Raw genomic sequence first — 18,730 nt, 5'->3', positions numbered from 1 at the left:
CATGGCCACGCCGTTCGAAGTCCTCGCCGAGCCGGTCCGGCGACACATCCTGGACCTGCTCCGGGAGCGCCCGCGCTCGGTCGGCGAACTCACCGAGCAGTTGGGGCTGACCCAGCCGGGCACCTCGAAACACCTGCGGGTGCTGCGCGACGCCGGGCTGGTCCGGGTCCGACCGGAGGCGCAACGTCGCTGGTATGAGCTCTGCCCCGAACCGCTCGCCGAACTCGACGCCTGGCTCGCACCCTACCGATGGATGTGGTCCAGCCGGATCGATGCTCTTGAACGACATCTGAACACCATGCCATCCGGGTCCGACAATTCCACCGGCCCCGAGCGCCCGCCGGCCGTCGAGCCGCCGCCACCGGCGCGTTCCGGCCCCGCCGAGCAGCGGCGGACCGATCCGAGATCCGAGGAGTTGTCGTGAACGAGAGCCTGGACACCGCGCACGGACGCCAGGTGCTGCGCATCGAGCGCCGGCTGGCCCATCCGCCGGAGAAGGTCTGGCCCGCCGTCACCGAGCCCGAGCAGCTCCGCGAGTGGTTTCCCGCCGAGATACGGCTGGACCCGCGCCCCGGCGGGCGGATGACCTTCAGCTTCGGGTCCGGTCCCGACGCGTCGGCGGAGTCGGTCGGCCGGGTCGACGCGTACGAGCCGCCCCGGCTGTTCGCCTTCACCTGGGAGGACGAGCACTTCCGGATCGAACTGCACCCGGACGGTCCGGGCTGCCTGCTGGTGTTCAGCCACGTCTTCGACGACCGGGCCGGCGCGGCGAGCTTCGCCTCCGGCTGGCAGATCTGCCTCGACGCGCTCGAACTGGTGCTGGACGGCCGACCCGTCGACCAGTCGGCGCGCCCGTCGGGACGGCTGCACGAGTCGTACGTCGAGCGGTTCGGGCTGGCCGAGGGGGTCGCCGACACCACCGGGGACGGCTGGCGGGTGCGCTTCGAGCGGCAGCTGACCCGGCCCGCCGAGGCGGTCTGGGCGGCACTGACCCGGTCCGCCCCCGACCGACCGGCCACGCTCGGCGCGCCACCGCCGCCGGGCTTCACCACCGACGAGTTCCCGGCCGGCCCGGTCACCGCACTGCACCCCCCGACCCTGCTGGAGTACGCCTGGGAAGCCGCCGGAGCACCGGCCGGCCGGATCCGCTGGGAACTGGCCCAGGGCACCGGGCACGGTGCCCGGCTGGTGCTGGAGCAGACCGGCCCGGCCGACGCGCCGGGCGGCCACGCGACCGCGCTGGCCGCCTGGCGCTCCCGGATCGAGCCGCTCGCCCGCCAGCTCGCCGAGGAGGCGGACCGGCTCGCCGGCTGACCCGACCGGGTGATGCCCGCCGGAACCGGACTCGGCACGGCGCCGGTTGGATAACGGGACGGAACGTAACGGCGTTCCCGGCTTGACACCAAGCTTGCGAATATGTGCACTTGTGGCACTCCGCTCCAGCCGGCATCGGTGCCCGCTCAGCAGTCGGAACCGGGCCGGCCACCACCGTCACGGGGAGGCACGATGGCACGACGCGCAGGCACGCCCGGCACAGACCTCCGGCTCGACCGGCGCCGGCTACTCGGGCTCGGCCTCGCCGCCGGGGCCGCTCCACTACTGAGCGCCTGCGGCGGCGCGTCGACCACCGGCTCGGACGAGGAAGGGTCGATCACCTTCCTCTCCACCCAGTTCACCCCGGTCGAGGAACGGCAGCGGTTCGAGCAGATCCTCCGGGACCGGGTCAAAGGCGGCGCGGTCGCGTACAACACCGTCGAGCCGAACGTCTTCTCCTCGACCATCACCTCGCAGGTCGGTGCCGGGCGGGTCGAGGTCAGCCTCGCCGGCGGGCTGCACGGCGACTTCGCCCCGCACGCCGACAAGTTCGAGAACCTCGACGACCTGGCCGGCAAGCTGGCCGACCGGAAGTTCCCGACCGACCTCGCCCAGCTCGGCAAGCTGGCCGGTGGCGCCACCACCTATCTGCCCTGGATGCAGGCGTCGTACGTGCTCGCCGTCAACAAGCGGGCGTTGCAGTGGCTGCCCAGCGGTGCCGACGTGCAGAACCTGACGTACGACCAGTTGCTGACCTGGGTCGGCAACGCCCGGCGGGCCAACGGCAACAAGCCGGTCTTCGGCCTGCCCTGCGGCCCGAAGGGTCTCTACCACCGGTTCTTCCAGGGCTACCTGCTGCCGAGCTTCACCGGCGGCCAGATGACCACGTTCCGGGGCCCGGAGGCGGTGCAGGCCTGGCAGTACATGGTGGAGCTGTGGGCGCAGGCCGCGCCGGCGTCGACCAACTACGACAACATGCAGGAGCCGTTGCAGCGCGGCGAGGTGCTGATCGCCTGGGACCACGTCGCCCGGCTGGTCAACGCCCCGGCCGACAAGCCGGACGACTGGATCATGGCGCCCGCGCCGCGCGGTCCGAAGGGGCTCGGCTACATGCTGGTCGTCGCCGGGCTGGCGATTCCGAAGGGCGCACCGGAGCCGGACCGGGCACGCCAGGTGATCGAGGCGCTCACCAGCCCGGAGGTGCAGCTCGAGGTACTGCGCCGCAACGCCTTCTTCCCGGTGGTGGAGGCCGCGCTCCCGACCGACCTGCCGCCGGCCGTGGCGCTGGAGGCCGAGGCGGTGCGCCGGCAGCAGGACGCCGAGGTCGCCGTGCTGGCCCTGCCCCCGGTGGGGTTGGGCGGCAAGGACGGCGAGGTGTCGCAGATCTTCAAGAACTGCTTCAAGGAGATCTGCCTGGACCGCAGGCCGGTGCAGCAGGTCCTCGACCGGCAGGCGCAGCAGCTCAACACCATCCTCGACGAGGTGAAGGTGCCGTGCTGGCGCCCCGACCCGGTCGCGGCGGGACAGACGTGCCGGGTGCAGTGACCACCGCGCCGGACCCGGCGCCCACCGAGGGATCCCCGGCGGCACCGGCCCGGCCGAGCCGTCGGCGACCCCGGCGCCGGGTGCCGACGGCGGCGCTGCTGGTCGCGCCCTCGGTGGTCTTCCTCGCCGCGCTCTTCCTCTGGCCGATCGTGGTCGGCGTCGGGCAGGCGTTCACCGGCACCGACGGGCCGACCCTGGCCCACCTGCGCCGGATGCTCGACGACCCCTACTTCTGGACGGCGACCCGGAACACCGCACTGCTGATCGTCGTACTGATCCCGTTGCAGTTCGCGTTCGCGCTGACCATGGCGCTGCTGCTGCGGGAGCGGCCGAGGCTCTCCTCGTTCTACTTCTACGTCTGGTGCGTACCGCTGGCGATCAGCGACCTGGCCGCCGGGCTGGTCTGGCTGTCGATCTTCGCCGACCGGGGCTACCTCAACTCGGTCCTGGACCACCTCGGGCTCGGCGACGGCTACGCCTGGCTCTCCTACGACAACGACACCACCATGTTCCTCGCGGTGCTGCTGGCCGAGCTGTGGCGGGCCACCTCACTGGTACTCGTGATCGTGGTGGCCGGACTACAGAACATCCCGCGCGACTACGACGAGGCGGCGGCGGTCTTCGGCGCGACCTACTGGCAGCGGCTGCGCCACGTCATCCTGCCGCAGTTGCGCCCGAGCCTCCAGGTGGCGCTGATCCTGCGTACCATCCTCGGGTTGCAGACCTTCGCGGTCGCCCAGGCACTCACCGGCCGCAGCTTCCCGCTGCTGGTCGGCGAGACCTACCAGTGGTACGTGACGTTGCAGAACGAGCGGGTCTCGGCGGCGATCGCCCTGGTGATCCTGCTGATGTCCCTCGGCACCGCAGTGGTCTACCTGCGGGTGCTGCGTGACCCGGCGGCCACCGGCGGTGGCCGGTGAACCGGCTGACGGCGGCCCGGCGCCGCACGCTCGCGATCCACGTCGCCTGTGTCGCGGTCACCCTCTTCATGGGGCTGCCGATCTATCTGATCGCGTTGGCCGCGTTCTCGAGCCGGGAGTCGCTGAACCGGTTCCCGCTCACCCTGCTCCCCACCGACGTCTCGACCGAGACGATGCGGGTCTTCCTGGACAGCACCGGGGTGGTCGGCGGGTTCCAGAACTCCGTCGAGGTGGGCCTGCTCAGCCTCGCCCTCTCGCTGGCCCTCGGGGTGCCGGCCGGCTACGCCGTGGCCCGGTACGCCTTCCGGGGTCGGGAGCCGTACCAGCTCTTCCTGCTGCTCACCCGGGCGCTGCCGATCGTGGTGCTCTCGGTACCGCTGGCCCGGGTCTTCCTGGCCACCGGGCTCTACGACACCACGTACGCGGTCGCGCTGCTGCACACCGCGCTGGCGCTGCCGACCACCGTACTGATCACGTCGGCGATCTTCGTGGCGGTACCGGTCGAGCACGAGGAGGCGGCGATGGTCTTCGGGGCCAGTGCGCCGAGGGCGTTCGCCCGGGTGGTACTGCCGCAGGCGCTGCCCGGGATCGCCGCCGCCGCCATCTTCACCTTCGTCACCTCCTGGAACGAGGTGCTCGGCGCGGCCGTGCTCACCCTCAACCGACGTACCCTGCCGGCCCAGGTGCTCTCCACGCTGGCCGACTCGCCACTGGCGTTCCGGTTCGCCGGGGGCTTCGCGCTGGTCGTACCCGCCCTGCTCTTCATCGCGTTCATGCGCCGCTACCTGTTGAACATGTGGGGAACCACGATCCGCTGAAAGGGACGAGCGTTGGCCGAGATCGTGTTGCGGAACCTGGTGAAGACCTATCCGGGCACCCGCTCCCCCGCCACCGACGACATCAGCCTGGAGGTACGCGAGGGCGAGTTCCTGGTCCTCGTCGGGCCGAGCGGCTGCGGCAAGACCACCCTGCTGCGGATGATCGCCGGGCTGGAGTCCCCGGACTCCGGCAGCGTGCACATCGGCGGCCGGGACGTGACCGACCTGCCGGCCCGGCAGCGCGGCCTGTCGATGGTCTTCCAGTCGTACGCCATCTGGCCGCACATGCGGGTACGCCAGAACATCGCGTTCGGGCTGGCCATGCGCAAGACGCCGAAGGCGGAGATCGACCGCCGGGTGGGCGAGGCGGCCGAGTTGCTGCACCTGACCGAATACCTGGACCGCTACCCGGCGCAGCTCTCCGGCGGGCAGCGGCAGCGGGTCGCGGTGGCCCGGGCGATCGTGACCGACGCCGACGTGCTGCTGATGGACGAGCCACTGTCCAACCTGGACGCACTGCTCCGGATGGAGTTCCGCACCGAGCTGAAGCGGATCGTCGGCAAGCTCGGCACCACCACGGTCTACGTCACGCACGACCAGGCCGAGGCGCTCTCCCTGGGCGACCGGATCGCGGTGCTGCGCGAGGGGCGGGTCGCGCAGGTCGGCCCGCCGCTGGAGGTCTACGACAGCCCGGCTGACGAGTTCGTCGGCGGTTTCCTCGGCGCCCCGCCGATGAACTTCCTCCCGGCCCGGGTCGACCGGGCCGACGGCCGGCCCCGGCTGCGGATCGGCGACCAGTACACGGCCGCCCCCACGGCGCTGGGCGACTATCCGGGCGACGAGGTCACGGTCGGCGTCCGGGCCGAGAACATCGAGGTCTTCGACGCCGACGGGCCGGGCCGGCTGGCGGCCCGGGTGGAGGTGGTCGAGCCGACCGGCGCGGCCATCCTGCTCACCGTCGACCTGGCCGGCCGGCAGCTCAAGGTGCAGGCGCCGCCGACGTTCCGGATCGGCCCCGGCAGCCCGGTCTGGCTCGCCGTCGACCCGGACCGGGTGCGCTGCTACCACCCCGCCGACTCGACCGCGATCGCCGTCTCCGGCTGATCCGGCGGCCGGTCCGGCGGGGTGCCGGACCGGTCGCGGTGGCCTCCGGGTACGGTGATCGACAGCGTCACCAGCCGACGCAGCACAGTCGCCGCCGCGATTGCGTACCGGGCCACACGGCTGGGTACGGTGTGCACGTGCTGGAATCGGGAGTCCTGCTGAGCGGGCGTTACCGCCTTGACGAGCGTGTCGCCACCGGTGGGATGGGCGACGTGTGGCGCGGTACCGACGTGGTGCTCGGGCGCCGGGTCGCGGTCAAGGTGCTGCTCCCCTCGCTGCTGTCCGACCCCGATTTCATCGCCCGGTTCCGCGCCGAGGCCCGGATGCTGGCCACCCTGCACCACCCGGGCATCGTGCAGGTCTTCGACTACGGCGAGGACGAGCTGCCCTCCGGCCGGACCGACTACCTGGTCATGGAGTACGTCGACGGCGAGCCGCTGTCGGCCCGGATCCGGGACACCGGACGGCTGAGCGTCGTCGACGCGCTGCACGTGGTGGCCCAGGTCGCCCAGGCACTGCACGCCGCCCACCAGGGCGGGATCGTGCACCGCGACGTGAAGCCGAGCAACCTGCTGGTGCAGGCCGACGGCGCCGTCCGGCTGCTCGACTTCGGGGTCGCCCGCTCGGTGAACATCACCAGCATCACCAGCTCGAACGCGGTGCCCGGGACGGCGCTCTACATGGCGCCGGAGCAGGCCTCCGGCAAGCCCGTCTCGGCCGCCACCGACATCTACGCGCTCGGCGCGGTGGCGTACCAGTGCGTGGCCGGGCAGCCGCCGTTCACCGGGGAGAACCCGTTGCAGGTCGCGGTGAAGCATCTGCACGAGGATCCGGATCCGCTCCCCGTCGACGTACCCGCGCCGGTGGCCGAACTGATCGGCCGGGCCCTGGCCAAGGAGCCGGCCGACCGGTACCCGGACGCGGCGGCGCTGGCGACGGCGGCCCGGGCTGCCGCGAACCACCCGGAGGTGCTGGCGGCGGACGCGGTCGGCGGGGTCGACGGTGGCGGCATCGCCCCGGCGGAGCCGACCGCGGTCACCGGTCTCGGCGTCCGGGCGGGCTCGGCAGGTGGCACGGGCAAGGCGGGCGCGGCGGGCGGACCGAGCACCCTGACCGACAATCCGGTGGTCGGCGCGGAGGGCCGGGGCCGGGAGCCCGGAATCCGCGTCCTCACCCTGGCCGGGATCGCCGCCGTGATCGGGCTGGGCGCGGCGGTGGTCACCGCCGTGATCGCCTTCCGGATGTCCGACGACGCCCCGGCGACGAAGGCACCGCCGTCCCCGACGCCCAGCAGCACCGCGACGGTCGAGGCTCACATTCCGGAACAGCCGTCGGCGACGGTGCCGAGCGGGCAGGACGCGAACTCTCCCCGGCCCCGGGACAGTCCCCGGCCGCGTCCCACCGCCTCGCCGACGCCGAGCCCGACCCCGGACAGCGACCCGACCGACGACCCGACCGAGCCGCCGCCGACCAATCCGCCGCCGAGCGACCCGCCGACCGGTCCCGAGGACCCGCCGGGCAGCGGCGGGCCGGTCGAGCCGGGCAACGACTGAGCCGAACGGTGCCGCACTGTTGGTAGCCTCTCCGCTACCAACGGTGCGTAGCGCCGCATGCCAGCACGACGCTGGGAAATACTTCCCTTTATCCCCGTTTCCAAGGTGATCAACGATAAATCACCCTAAGGTGTGCACCACGTCGTCCGAGTACGGTGGGAGCCCCTATGAGCAGCGAAAAGCTGGTTGTCGTCGGTCAGGGATACGTCGGTCTGCCCCTCGCGGTGGCCGCCGTGGAGTCCGGACTGGACGTCGTCGGACTCGACCTCGACACCGACCGGATCAAGCGGCTCGGCAGCGGGGAGTCCTTTGTCGAGGACATCTCCGACCAGCGGCTCGGTGCGGCGCTGGCCACCGGCCGCTACCTGCCCACCAGCGACTACGCCGACGCCCGGGACTTCGACGTCTGCGTGATCAGCGTGCCGACCCCGCTGCGGGACGGCGTACCCGACCTCAGCTATGTGGAGCAGGCCGGCATGGCGCTCGCCCCGTACGTCCGGCCCGGCTGCACCGTCATCCTGGAGTCGACGACCTATCCCGGGACCACCGAGGAACTGCTCCGGCCGCTGCTCGAATCCGGCAGCGGGCTGCGCAGCCCGGACGACTTCCATCTCGGCTACAGTCCGGAGCGGATCGATCCGGGCAACCCGGTCTGGAGACTGGAGAACACCCCGAAGGTGGTCTCCGGAATGGGACCGGAGGCGCTGGACCGGGTCGACTCGTTCTACCGCCGGATCGTCCAGCAGACCGTACCGGTCGACTCGACCCGGGTCGCCGAACTCACCAAGCTGATCGAGAACACGTTCCGCCAGGTCAACATCGCGCTCGTCAACGAGCTGGCCACCTTCAGCCACCAGCTCGGCATCGACATCTGGCAGGCCATCGACGCGGCGGCGACCAAGCCGTTCGGGTTCATGTCCTTCCGGCCCGGCCCCGGAATCGGCGGCCACTGCCTGCCGATCGACCCCTGCTATCTGTCCTGGCAGGTGAAACGCCGGCTCGGCCGGCAGTTCCGGTTCGTCGAGCTGGCCAGCGACATCAACCACGCCATGCCGGAGTACGTGGCGCAGCGGGTGATGGCCGGGCTGAGCAGCCGGGGCCGGCCGCTGCGGGGCGCCCGGCTGCTGATGATCGGTCTGGCGTACAAGAAGAACACCGGCGACCTCCGGGACTCTCCCGCGATCGACCTGGCCGGCCGGCTGCACGCGCTCGGGGCCCGGATCAGGGCAGTGGAGCCGTACGCCGATCCCCGGCAGGTGCCGACCGAACTGGCGATGGTCGAGTTGACCGAGGACGAGGTCCGGGACGCCGACGCCGTGGTGGTGGTCACCGACCATGACGTACTCGACTACGACATGATCATCAGAACCGCCCGGTACGTCTTCGACAGCCGCGACCGCTGCCGCGGCCCGGTGGTCGAACGCCTGTAGCCCGGGTGGTCCGCGCACCGGGAGGTCGGCGCGGCCCCGTCGTCGGGCAGCGGTAGGTCGGCAGTCCGGCCCGTCGGAGCGGGCAGGCCGGTGACCCGGTCCCTCGGAGCAGGCAGGCCGGTGACCCGATCCGTCGGAACAGGCAGGCCGGTGACCCGATCCCTCGTGCACCGGCGGCCCGGCCGCCGGACGGCGGTGGGTCAGCGGGCGCGGGCCAGGGCGCCGGGGGACTCGGCAGGCTCGGTCGGCCAGCACCCCCGGGCCATCGCGAGCCGGTGGTAGAGGTCCCTGGTCGCCGCCACCAGCCGGGGCGTGCCGAACGCCTCCCTGGTCTCGGCCAGCGCGGTGCGGCCCATCCGGTGCCGCAACTCGTCGTCCGCCAGCAGCCGCAGCACCGCGCGGCTCAGCCCGTCGATGTCCCGGCGATCGCAGAGCAGCCCGGTCCGGCCGTGCCGGATCACCTCGGCGGTGCCGCCGACGTCGGTGGCCACCACCGGTCGGCCGGCGTGGCCGGCCTCGATCAGGGTCAGCGGCGTCCCCTCGTGGTCCGAGGTCTGAATCACCAGGTCGGCGGCGGCGTAGACCGTCTCCAGATCCGACCGCCAGGGCAGGAAGGTCACCTCGATCCGATCGGCGGCGGCCGCCCTGACCGTCTCGGCCAACTCGGCACCCTCGCCGCAGACCACGAACCGGACGTCGGCCCGGGTACGCCGGACCGCCCGGGCCACCGTGAGGAACCGGTCCGGCCGTTTGGCCGTACTGAGCGTGCCGATGTACGCCACCACCGGCCCGGTCTCGGGCAGGCCGAGGGTACGCCTCGCGTGGTCCTGCCCGGGCAGCGGCGACAGGCTCGCCCCCGGTGGCATCACGGTGTACTGGTCAGCACGGCCGATCGAGGCGGCCAGGAGTTCGTCGCGGAGCCGGGCGCCGACCGCGACCAGGGCGTGGCTGGTCCGGGCCAGCATCCACTCGGCACCCGCGGCCACCTGGCCGGCGGTGCGCGACGACCCGGGCACCGGATGAGTGTGGAAGGTGTGCACCCGGATCGGCACCCGGCAGGTGACCGCCGCGACCCGGCCCAGCACCCCGGCCCGCACGTCGTGGGTGTGCAACAGGTCGGGCTGGAAGTGGCGGATCTCCGTGATCAACGCGGCCAGCGCCCGGAGGTTGTCGACCGGCCGGGCCGGGCTGCGGAGCGCGGGCAGCACCCGGACGGGTACGTCGGAGGCCCGCAACCGGCGGTAGTCGCCGGTACCCGGCTCGACCGGGCCCGCGTAGAGCCGCTGCTCGAAGCGGTCCGGGTCGAGCCCACGCATCAAGGCGCCGACCTGCGGCGCGGCCTCGCCCACAGCCATTCGGGAGATGATCCGCAGCACCCGAAGCGGTCGCATGACCAGACCTTTCACGCCTCGCGGCACGGCCGATCCGGTGATCGGTCGCGCCGAAATCAACCTTTGGTCCCGTTATACGCCGATCTGGACGGACAGACCGATGATCGGGCAAATTAGCAGGGTCGACAATGGCCGGCGGCCGGCGACGGCGCTGGTCGCCCCCACCGGCGGCGCCCCGGACGAAGGCCGGCGTCGGTGCGGAAGGACGCGGATCAGTCAGCCACCCGGAACGTGCCGGATTTCGGCTGCCAGCCCGCCGGAGGGTCCTCGCCGACGAGTCCGTCCACCGCCTCCCGGAGCAGGTCGGCGTGCCCGGTGTGCCGGCCGTACTCCTCGACCAGATCGAAGACGAGCCGACGCAGGCTGGCACGCCGACCGTCCGGCCAGGACAGGTACACGAGCTGGTCGAGCCCGTCGGTGGCCAGGACCGCCCCGAGCCGCGCCCGGGACCGCTCGACGGCGCCGTCCCAGTATCCGTAGAGCTGTTCGGGCGTGTCGTCGGCGGCGGAGGTGAAGACCCGGTCGCCCCCGCCCGCGGCCTCGATGGTGTCCCACGGTGCGCCGATCGGTTCCCCAGTCAGCCTCGTGGTGAAGACATGGTCCTCGACCAGGGCAAGATGCTTGAGCAGGCCGCCGAGGGTCAACGCGGAGACGCCGAGCCGGGTACCCAGTCCAGCCGCGTCCAGGTTGTCGGCCTTCCAGCGGAAGGTGGTGCGCAACCGGTCGAGCGCACCGAGAAGGTGCGCGACCTCGGTGCCGGCCAGGGGCGGTTCCCAGGGACAGTCGCTGTCGGTCATGGGCGCTACCGTAACCGTCGGCGCCGGCGGCCGGCCCGCACGCCGGCCGCCGGTCGATCGGGTGGACGGTGAACAGTCCGGGTGGCCGCCAGGCCCCGGTGGACGGCGGGGCGGTGTGGGCGGTCGTCGCGGAGGGTAGGGTGGCAGCCGGTGACAGCGGAATGCCCGACCAGCGCCGGACGAGCGCGGTGAGCGTAGTCCGGATACGTGGGCGTGCCCTGCCCGACGGCGAATGGATCGACCTGTACGCCGACGGCGACCGTTGGACCACCGATCCGGTCCAGAACGCGGAACTGGTCGCCGAGGGCTGGGTACTGCCCGGCCTGGTCGACGCGCACACCCACCCCGGGGCCGAGGCGCCCGGCCAACCGCTGGACGAGGAACTGCTCCGGGTCGACCTGGGCCGGCACGCCGAGCACGGGGTGACCCTGATCCGCGCACCGGGCCTGGCCGGCGAGCCACCGTCCTGGTTCGGCACCGACCCGGACCTGCCCCGCGCGGTCCACGCCGGACCGTGGATCGCCCAGCACGGCCAGTTCTTCGCCGACTGGGGCCGGCGGACCACACACGCCGACCTGCCGGAGGTCGCCGCGACCCAGGCCGCCCGGACCGGGTGGGCGAAGGTGATCGCCGACTGGCTGCCGGGCGACGCCCCGCTGCCGGTGGACGTACTCCGGGCCGTGGTGGCCGCGGTGCACGCCGTCGGAGGCCGGGTCGCCGTGCACACCCAGCACGGGGCGGGCGGCGCGGCAGCGGTGGCCGCCGGGGTCGACTCGGTCGAGCACGGCATGCACCTGGATCCGGCCCTGCTGCACCGGATGGCGGAGCAGGGCACGGCGTTGACGCCGACGCTGTCGGTCATCAACGGCGCGTCCCAGCGGCTGCGCGACACCGCAGACTCCCCGCGCCGGCGCTGGGCGCTGGGCGGTGCCGCCGCACACGGACCACTGGTCGCGGCCGCCGCCGAGGCCGGGGTCACGCTGCTGGCCGGTACCGACTCCCGGCCGCACGGACGGGTCGCCGACGAGGTGCGGGCGCTGGTGGCCGCCGGCGTACGCCCGCACGTCGCGCTCGGTGCCGCGTCCTGGACCGCCCGGGACTACCTCGGCCTGCCGGGCCTCGTTCCGGGCGCTCCGGCCGACGCCGTCGTCTACCCCGACGACCCCCGCCAGCACCTCGACCGGCTGGACCGCCCCGGCGCGGTCGTGCTGCGGGGACGACTCGTCCGGGCGGCGGCCGGATAGTCCAGGACCGGTGTACGTCCCGGCCGGCGGTCCGAACCCGACCGGACGGCGTCTCAGCGGCGTTCCAGCAGCACCACGGGGATCTGCCGGGGTGCCTGCCCGGCGTACGTCCGGTACATCGGGAAGATCCCGGCCATCAACTCCCAGAGCCGGGGTCGCTCGCCGGGGTCGGCGACCCGGGCCCGGGCTACGAACCGGTCGGCCCGCACCTGCACCCGCACCATCGGGTCTGCCCGCAGGTTGAGAAACCAGCTCGGGTCGCGCGCGGCGGCGCCGTTCGAGGCCACCACCACGTACCGGTCGCCGTCCCGTCCGTAGATCAGCGCGGTCCTGCGCAGGGCGCCGGTCCGCCGGCCCCGGGTGGTTATCAGCAGGGTCGGAAAGCCCTGGTAGTCGTGTCCCTCCACCCCGTCGGTCTCCAGATAGCGCCGGATGTGCGCCGACACCCAACCGGTGGGGCTGTCCCGGACCTCCTCCGATGCCTCGTCCCGTTCCTCATGTCTCCCGGTCATCCGTCGCCCCCGACCATCCGCCGTCCCACCCGATCGACCACGTCGTGCGCCGGCACATCCGACCGGCCCCTCACGCGGCCGGCTTCGGCTGGTCGAAGTAGTGCACCTCCTCGCGACTGATCAGCCCGTCGGTCACGGTGTAGAGGGACATCTTCCGGCTGGTGGTCCGTACGCCGGTCGGCCGGTGCGTCTCGTCGAAGCTGAACCGTACGGCGAACCGGTCGCCGGCCAGGAACGGCCCGTCGATCTCCACCCCGTGGATGTCGAGGTCGGCGGTGAGCCGCCGGCTGTTCGCCATGATGGCCGGCACGCCGCGTACCTCGACCGGTTCTCCGCCGGTCTCGATCGGCGCGACCCTGGCCATGTCCGGTGCGAGCAGCGCGGCGACGAGGTCGAACCGTCCCCTCTGGACCAGCGAGACGTACCGCTGCGCGACGCCCCGCACCGAGAGCGGCCCGAAGTCGTCCGCATGGTCGGTTGCCCACTCTCGGAAGGTACGCGCCGGGACACCGGTCACGTCCTGCACGGTCCGGGTCACCGGCTCCGGTTCGGTGACCAGTCCCGCCCAGTACGCCAGCGCCCCGTCGAGGAAGTCGGCGTCGCCCCAGACCTCGAGGAGGTCCTGGCGTACCTGCTCGACCGGGATCTCCACCCAGCGCACCGTCCGGCCGACCGCCTCGCCGATCAGCCGCGCCTGCTCGGCCTGGGTCACCGGCTCCGGCCCGGTGAGCACGTACTTCCGGCCGGCGTGCCCCTGCTCGGTCAGCGCCCGTACCGCCACCGCCGCGATGTCACGCTCGTGGATCAGCGACCGGGCGGCTCCGCCGTAGACCCAGCGGACCGTTCCGGTGGCGCGGATCTGGTCCGCCCACTCCAGGGTGTTGGTGGCGAAGCCGCCGGCGCGCAGGAAGGTCCAGGTCGCTCCGGACGCCTCGATCAGCCGCTCGACCTCGCCCCAGAATCCGTTGCGGGCCGGGTCCTGGTCGTCCCGGACGTTCATCGCGGAGAGGTAGACGACGTGCACGCCGGCTGCGGCGATGGCATCCACCACCGCCGGAGCCAGTTCGGCGGTAAGGAACGGCCAGAGCAGGAACACCCCGTCGACCCCGGCGGCGGCGCCGGCCAGGGCGACCGGGTCGGCGAGGTCACCCTGGACCAGGGTGGCACCCTCGGGCAGGTCGGCACGGTCCGGATCCCGGACCAGCGCCCGGACGCCGGCACCGGCCGCCAGCAGTCCGGTGACCACGTGCCGCCCCACGTTTCCGGTCGCGCCGATGACCAGGATCGTTCGCTTGTCGCCCATTCCAGTTCCCCTCGTGTCGACCGGACCGACCAGATACGGGCCGGCCGGGTCCCGGTGTGGGACCGCCGACCCAGGCTCGGACTTAAACAAAGGTTCAAGTCAAGTACCCTCGGTCGGGTGACGACGATTCCCTGGCAGGCGGCGGAGCTGACGATCGGCGAGCTCGCCGAGCGCAGCGGCGTACCGGCGTCGGCGCTGCGGTTCTACGAGCGACAGGGGCTGATCGGCAGCCGTCGCACCTCGGGAAACCAGCGGCGCTACCACCGCAGCACCTTGCGTAAGGTCGCCTTCATCCGGGCGTCGCAGAGCGTCGGCATCCCGCTGTCGGTGATCGGCGAGGTGCTCGGCTTTCTCCCCGAGGACGTCGCACCGACCCGGGAGTTCTGGCTCCGCGCGTCGGAGTGCTGGAGTGCCGAACTGAACGGCCGGATAGCCCGGCTGGAGCGGATGCGCGATCTGTTCACCGAGTGCGTCGGCTGCGGCTGCCTCTCCTTCGAGCAGTGCGGGCTGGTCAACCCGCGGGACGTACTCGGCGAACAGGGCTCGGGGCCGCACCGGTTGCAGTGACCGGTTGTCGCTGCCGCCGCCCGCCGGACCGAACGCGCTCCGCCCGAGGCGTGCCTCCGGCGGCACCCGAACCGGCGGCATGGCGACGCTTCGCCGGGCATGGCCGCCACCGCCTGAGTGGCGGCGTTTGCGCCTGATCGGGCGATGGGTATCAGGTCGGCAACACTCCCGGCGGGCCGGGGCCGGCAGGAGTTCGGCCATCGGTCACCGCGCCGGGTCGATCCGCATTCCACCCCCGAGGAGGCTCTCATGCGCTACGGATCGATAGGCGGCGTCATCGTACTGCTATGGCTGATCATCGGCGCGATCGCGGCCGGACAGCGCGGATACTTCGACCGGAGCAACGACAACTGCGCCGAGGTGGGCACCACCGCCGTGACGGTGGTCGCCGGACCGCTCAACTACGTCGGGCTGAACCCCGAGATCGAGTGTGACGTGCCCGAGCCCTCGCAGTGACCTCGGCCGGTCGGGACGGCCAGCCGGACCCCTCGTCCGCGCCGTCCCGCCGGCTGGCTCCGCTGCACGGTGACGACCTCCCCGACTCACAGCGGCAGCCGAGAACACCGCTCCACGCCCACCGACAGCATCGCGCCGGGCCGGCCCAGCAGGTCGGCCCGGCGCCGCTGTGTCGGCCCGGCGCCGCTGTATCGGCCTGGCGCCGCTGTATCGGCCTGGCGCCGCTGTATCCGCCCGGCGCCGTACCCCTCGTGAGGTCTCCCCACGCTGCCTTCTGCATGCTGGTCACCTCGCCCGTCGCGGTGCCGGCGTTGACCTGAATCGGGGTAACCCGAGCATCGCCCTGCGCCCGACTCCCGCGTCGACGATCTCGGGCCGGCTCCGCGGTTGCCGGCCGCCGGGCAGATTGGCCGGGCCGAGGAGCCTCCCGTCGCCGTAGCGGAGCCACCCGGCAGTCGATCTCCGCCGACCGCCCCGGACAGTGGCGCTGTCGGCGGTCGGCGGAGGCCGACCCGGCGGCGCACCGCATCGGCCGGTCGCCGGCCGACCGACGGGGGAAGTCCGGACGGACGTATCGGAACAGACGGCTCCAACCAGCGGAGATTCGTATATCCGGATTTAGCTATATAGATGATCTTCATTCACATGCGAGCCCTGACATTTGTCATAGGTACCCGTGCACGACGCACCCCTGGGGATGACTTAACACACTAGTAACACCTCGGATCCGACCAGGAGACTCGGATGCGTCGATGAAGCACGGTCGCCCAGGGACCACCCGAGGAGCCGCGACGATGGACGAAAGATACGACGCCTACTGCGCGGTCGATCCGCTGTTCTACGACTCCCTCAGCACCACCTCCGCAACCACCGCCGCCGGGTTCGCGGCCGCCGACCGCCCGGTGCCGGCCGGCTGGCAGCGCGAGCCGAGCGACGACTGGCTGGTTTACGGTCCCGAGGACGGCAAGCTGCCCCAGCAGGGCTGGAAGATCCACGTGTCGGCCTGCCTGGACAACGCCGACCGGATCCTGGACAGCGTCTTCGACTACTGCGTCCCCCGGGGGATGTCGTTCAAGTTCCTCCGCGGTCCGCGGATGCTGCTGATGCGCAACTCGAAGTACGCCCGGCGCGGATCCAGCGGCAAGTTCGTCACCATCTACCCCCGGGACGAGGCCGAACTCGAACTGGCCTGCAAGGAACTCACCGAGCGGCTGGACGGCGAGGCCGGGCCGTACATCCTCAGTGACCTGCGCTACGGCGCCGGCCCGGTCTACGTCCGGTACGGCGGCTTCGCCGCCCGGTACTGCGTCGGCGCCGACGGCCAGGTGGTACCCGCCGTCGAGGACGGCACCGGCACCCTGGTACCGGACCGACGCGACCCGGTCTTCCACGTGCCGGACTGGGTGACCCTGCCCGAGTTCCTCGGCCCGCACCTCGCCGCCCGCAACGCGACCACCACCACAGACCTGCCGTACCGGATCGAACGTGTGATCCACTTCTCCAACGGCGGCGGCCTGTACGTCGGCCGGGACACCCGCGGCGACACCCAGGTGGTGCTGAAGGAGGCGCGCCCGCACGCCGGGCTGGACGCCACCGGCACGGACGCGATCACGAGGCTGCACCGCGAGGCCGAGATGCTCCGCCGGCTCGCCGACGTGCCGGGGATCGCCCGGGTGCACGACGAGTTCGTCCTCGGCGACCACCACTTCCTCGCCCTGGAGTTCGTCGAGGGCCGGGCGCTGAACAAGCTGGTCGTCGAGCGGTACCCGCTGGTCGACGCCGATGCCACTCCGGCCGAGCTGGCCGACTACACGGACTGGGCGCTGCGGATCCACGCGCAGGTGCAGCGGACCGTGGAGGCGATCGCGGCGCACGGCATCGTCTACGGCGACCTGCACCTGTTCAACATCATGGTCGGGCCGGACGACCGGGTCACCCTGATCGACTTCGAGGTCGCCGCCCCGGTCACCGAGGCGAGCCGGCCCGCGCTGCGCAACCAGGCGTTCGCCGCCCCGCGCGACCGGACCGGCCTCGCCGTGGACCGCTACGCCCTGGCCTGCCTCCGGCTTGCGCTGTTCCTGCCGCTGACCCAGATGGTCCGGCTGGCCCCGGCCAAGGCCGCGCACCTCGCCGACGTGGTCGCCGCGCACTTCCCGGTGCCGCGCGACTTCCTGGACGCGGCCGTCGCCGAGATCACCGGCGGCGCCGCCCGCCCCGGCGGACCCGGCGGCCGTTCCGACGAGACGGCCACCCGGGTCGGCGAGACAGCCACCCGGGTCGGCGGGGCCGCGACGCGGTCCGGCGAGGTGCCAGCCGGTCGGGCCGAGGGCTCGGCGCGGGCCGGCACGGGCCACCCCGTGCCCGGGACCGACGATTTCGCCGCCGGCCCGTCGGCCTGGCCGAGACTGCGTGACCGGGTCGCCGGCGCCATCCTCGCCAGCGCGACGCCGGACCGCGACGACCGACTCTTCCCCGGCGACATCGACCAGTTCCGCACCGGCGGCCTCAATCTCTGCTACGGCGCGGCCGGCGTCCTGCACGCGCTGCACGCCACCGGCGCCGGCCGGTACCCGGAGTACGAGGACTGGCTGGTGAAGCGGGCGCTGCACCCGGCCTCCGGCACCCGCTGCGGCTTCTACGACGGACTGCACGGGGTGGCGTACGCCCTGGAGCACCTCGGCCGGCGGCAGGACGCGCTCGACGTACTCGACATCTGCCTCGGAGAGCCCTGGGAAGAACTCGGCGAGGACCTGGTGAGTGGGCTCTCCGGCATAGCGCTCAACCTCGCCGAGATGGCCGGCCGGACCGGCGAACCGACGTTACGGCAGGCCGCCTGGCGCGCCGCCGAACTGGTCGCCGACCGGTCGACCGACGGCGCCGGTGCGCCGGCCGGAGGCGACACCGCCGGCAGCACCGGCGCCGGAGCGCAGATCAGCGGCGGGCAGCACCCGTACGCGGGACTGACCCGGGGGCGTACCGGCCCGGCCCTGATGTTCCTCCGGCTCTACGAGTGCAGCGGCGACACCGAACTGCTGGACCGGGCCGGCGACGCGCTCCGGCACGACCTGCGCCGGTGCGTGGTACGCCCGGACGGGGCGCTGGAGGTCAACGAGGGCTGGCGGACCATGCCGTACCTGGCACACGGCAGCGTCGGCGTCGGACTGGTGCTCGACCAGTACCTCCGGCACCGGCCGGACCCGGAACTCGCCGAGTCCGCCGACGCCGTCCGGCGGGCCGCCCGGGCCCCGTTCTACGCGCAGTCCGGACTCTTCGCCGGGCGGGCCGGCATCATCGCCTACCTGGCAGCGCGGACGGCTGACCGGAGCCGCCCGGCCGGAGAGCACCCGAGCGGTGCGGGGCCGGACCGGGCCGACGACCGGACCGAACTGGACCGTCAGGTGGGCCGGCTGGCCTGGCACGCGCTGCCGTACCGGGACTACCTCGCCTTCCCCGGCGAGCAACTGCTGCGGCTGTCGATGGACCTGGCCACCGGGAGCGCGGGCGTACTGCTCGCCACCGGGATGGCCCGGCACGACGAGCCGGTGACGCTGCCCTTCCTCGCGCCGCTGACCGGCGCGACCAGACTCCCCTCGCTGCCGCGAGGGGCACATCGGACCGACATCTAGGAGGAGGTGAACACACATGGCGCTTCTGGACCTTCAGGGGATGGAGCTGGCCGACCGCACCGGTGGTGGTGGCGGTGGCGGCGGCGGTAGCCGCGCGAGCCTGCTGCTGTGCGGCGACAGCTCGCTGTCCGTGACGACCTGCAACTGATC

At 72.6% G+C, this 18,730-nt stretch carries 17 protein-coding genes and 1 pseudogene; 13 read left to right on the top strand and 5 right to left on the bottom strand.

Going from position 1 to position 18,730, the window contains the following annotated elements; all coding sequences use genetic code 11:
- Position 1: 1 nt before the first annotated feature.
- The 8 genes from ACQEVC_RS29525 to ACQEVC_RS29490 all read left to right on the top strand — a co-directional run bounded on the left by ACQEVC_RS29525 (position 2) and on the right by ACQEVC_RS29490 (position 8,684).
- Positions 2 to 424 carry an ArsR/SmtB family transcription factor gene (locus ACQEVC_RS29525; RefSeq protein ID WP_432883902.1) on the top strand — a complete coding sequence of 141 codons (423 nt, stop codon included), beginning with the start codon at positions 2 to 4 and terminating at the stop codon, positions 422 to 424.
- Complete coding sequence (locus ACQEVC_RS29520; RefSeq protein ID WP_432883900.1) at positions 421 to 1,314, top strand: SRPBCC family protein; 894 nt, start codon at positions 421 to 423, stop codon at positions 1,312 to 1,314. Before ACQEVC_RS29525 ends, ACQEVC_RS29520 begins: the two co-directional genes overlap by 4 nt.
- Before the next feature lie 192 nt (positions 1,315 to 1,506).
- On the top strand, positions 1,507 to 2,859 hold the full coding sequence (locus tag ACQEVC_RS29515; RefSeq protein ID WP_432883898.1) for an ABC transporter substrate-binding protein: 1,353 nt from the start codon (positions 1,507 to 1,509) through the stop codon (positions 2,857 to 2,859).
- A complete protein-coding gene (locus ACQEVC_RS29510) occupies positions 2,856 to 3,779 on the top strand; it encodes a carbohydrate ABC transporter permease (RefSeq protein WP_432883896.1) in 924 nt (307 codons plus the stop codon). Before ACQEVC_RS29515 ends, ACQEVC_RS29510 begins: the two co-directional genes overlap by 4 nt.
- Entirely contained in the window at positions 3,776 to 4,597 is an 822-nt protein-coding gene (locus ACQEVC_RS29505) for a carbohydrate ABC transporter permease (RefSeq protein WP_432883893.1), read from the top strand. The genes ACQEVC_RS29510 and ACQEVC_RS29505 overlap by 4 nt, the downstream gene beginning before the upstream one ends.
- Positions 4,598 to 4,609: 12 nt before the next feature.
- Entirely contained in the window at positions 4,610 to 5,701 is a 1,092-nt protein-coding gene (locus ACQEVC_RS29500) for an ABC transporter ATP-binding protein (RefSeq protein WP_432883891.1), read from the top strand.
- 137 nt (positions 5,702 to 5,838) lie between these two features.
- Positions 5,839 to 7,254, top strand: coding sequence for a serine/threonine-protein kinase (locus ACQEVC_RS29495; protein ID WP_432883888.1), 1,416 nt, complete (start codon positions 5,839 to 5,841; stop codon positions 7,252 to 7,254).
- 167 nt (positions 7,255 to 7,421) lie between these two features.
- Positions 7,422 to 8,684, top strand: a complete 1,263-nt coding sequence (locus tag ACQEVC_RS29490) for a nucleotide sugar dehydrogenase (RefSeq protein WP_432883885.1) — start codon at positions 7,422 to 7,424, stop codon at positions 8,682 to 8,684.
- 200 nt (positions 8,685 to 8,884) lie between these two features.
- Here the strand turns inward: ACQEVC_RS29490 and ACQEVC_RS29485 are convergent, their stop codons facing one another.
- Positions 8,885 to 10,075, bottom strand: a complete 1,191-nt coding sequence (locus tag ACQEVC_RS29485; protein ID WP_432883883.1) for a glycosyltransferase — start codon at positions 10,073 to 10,075, stop codon at positions 8,885 to 8,887.
- Positions 10,076 to 10,287: 212 nt separating this feature from the next.
- The gene (locus tag ACQEVC_RS29480; protein ID WP_432883881.1) at positions 10,288 to 10,872 is read right to left on the bottom strand and encodes a DUF664 domain-containing protein; all 585 of its coding nucleotides are present in this window, start codon (positions 10,870 to 10,872) and stop codon (positions 10,288 to 10,290) included.
- Between the two features lie 140 nt (positions 10,873 to 11,012).
- Here ACQEVC_RS29480 and ACQEVC_RS29475 point away from each other — a divergent pair, with 140 nt between their 5' ends.
- Complete coding sequence (locus ACQEVC_RS29475) at positions 11,013 to 12,116, top strand: amidohydrolase family protein (protein ID WP_432883879.1); 1,104 nt, start codon at positions 11,013 to 11,015, stop codon at positions 12,114 to 12,116.
- 53 nt (positions 12,117 to 12,169) lie between these two features.
- Here ACQEVC_RS29475 and ACQEVC_RS29470 read toward each other — a convergent pair whose 3' ends face one another.
- From ACQEVC_RS29470 to ACQEVC_RS29460, 3 genes and pseudogenes are all read right to left on the bottom strand, one after another.
- A complete protein-coding gene (locus ACQEVC_RS29470; protein ID WP_432883876.1) occupies positions 12,170 to 12,628 on the bottom strand; it encodes a nitroreductase family deazaflavin-dependent oxidoreductase in 459 nt (152 codons plus the stop codon).
- Positions 12,629 to 12,698: 70 nt separating this feature from the next.
- Complete coding sequence (locus tag ACQEVC_RS29465; protein WP_432891749.1) at positions 12,699 to 13,073, bottom strand: nuclear transport factor 2 family protein; 375 nt, start codon at positions 13,071 to 13,073, stop codon at positions 12,699 to 12,701.
- A 12-nt stretch (positions 13,074 to 13,085) separates the two neighbouring features.
- A pseudogene (locus tag ACQEVC_RS29460) lies at positions 13,086 to 13,931 on the bottom strand (NmrA family NAD(P)-binding protein); the annotation flags it as partial.
- Between the two features lie 117 nt (positions 13,932 to 14,048).
- Between ACQEVC_RS29460 and soxR the strand changes: the two are divergent.
- From soxR to ACQEVC_RS29440, 4 genes are all read left to right on the top strand, one after another.
- Positions 14,049 to 14,498, top strand: a complete 450-nt coding sequence (gene soxR, locus ACQEVC_RS29455) for a redox-sensitive transcriptional activator SoxR (protein ID WP_432883874.1) — start codon at positions 14,049 to 14,051, stop codon at positions 14,496 to 14,498.
- A 249-nt stretch (positions 14,499 to 14,747) separates the two neighbouring features.
- Positions 14,748 to 14,954 (top strand): hypothetical protein, encoded by a 207-nt coding sequence (locus ACQEVC_RS29450; protein ID WP_318394000.1) that lies wholly within the window; start codon positions 14,748 to 14,750, stop codon positions 14,952 to 14,954.
- A 794-nt stretch (positions 14,955 to 15,748) separates the two neighbouring features.
- A complete protein-coding gene (lanKC, locus tag ACQEVC_RS29445; protein WP_432883871.1) occupies positions 15,749 to 18,580 on the top strand; it encodes a class III lanthionine synthetase LanKC in 2,832 nt (943 codons plus the stop codon).
- A 16-nt stretch (positions 18,581 to 18,596) separates the two neighbouring features.
- Complete coding sequence (locus tag ACQEVC_RS29440) at positions 18,597 to 18,728, top strand: SapB/AmfS family lanthipeptide (RefSeq protein ID WP_331208675.1); 132 nt, start codon at positions 18,597 to 18,599, stop codon at positions 18,726 to 18,728.
- Positions 18,729 to 18,730: the final 2 nt, after the last annotated feature.

This window comes from Plantactinospora sp. CA-294935, assembly GCF_050936445.1.
GTDB lineage: Bacteria > Actinomycetota > Actinomycetes > Mycobacteriales > Micromonosporaceae > Plantactinospora.
Note: the sequence above shows the minus strand (reverse complement) of the source record. Positions and strands in the feature narration are given on the sequence as shown.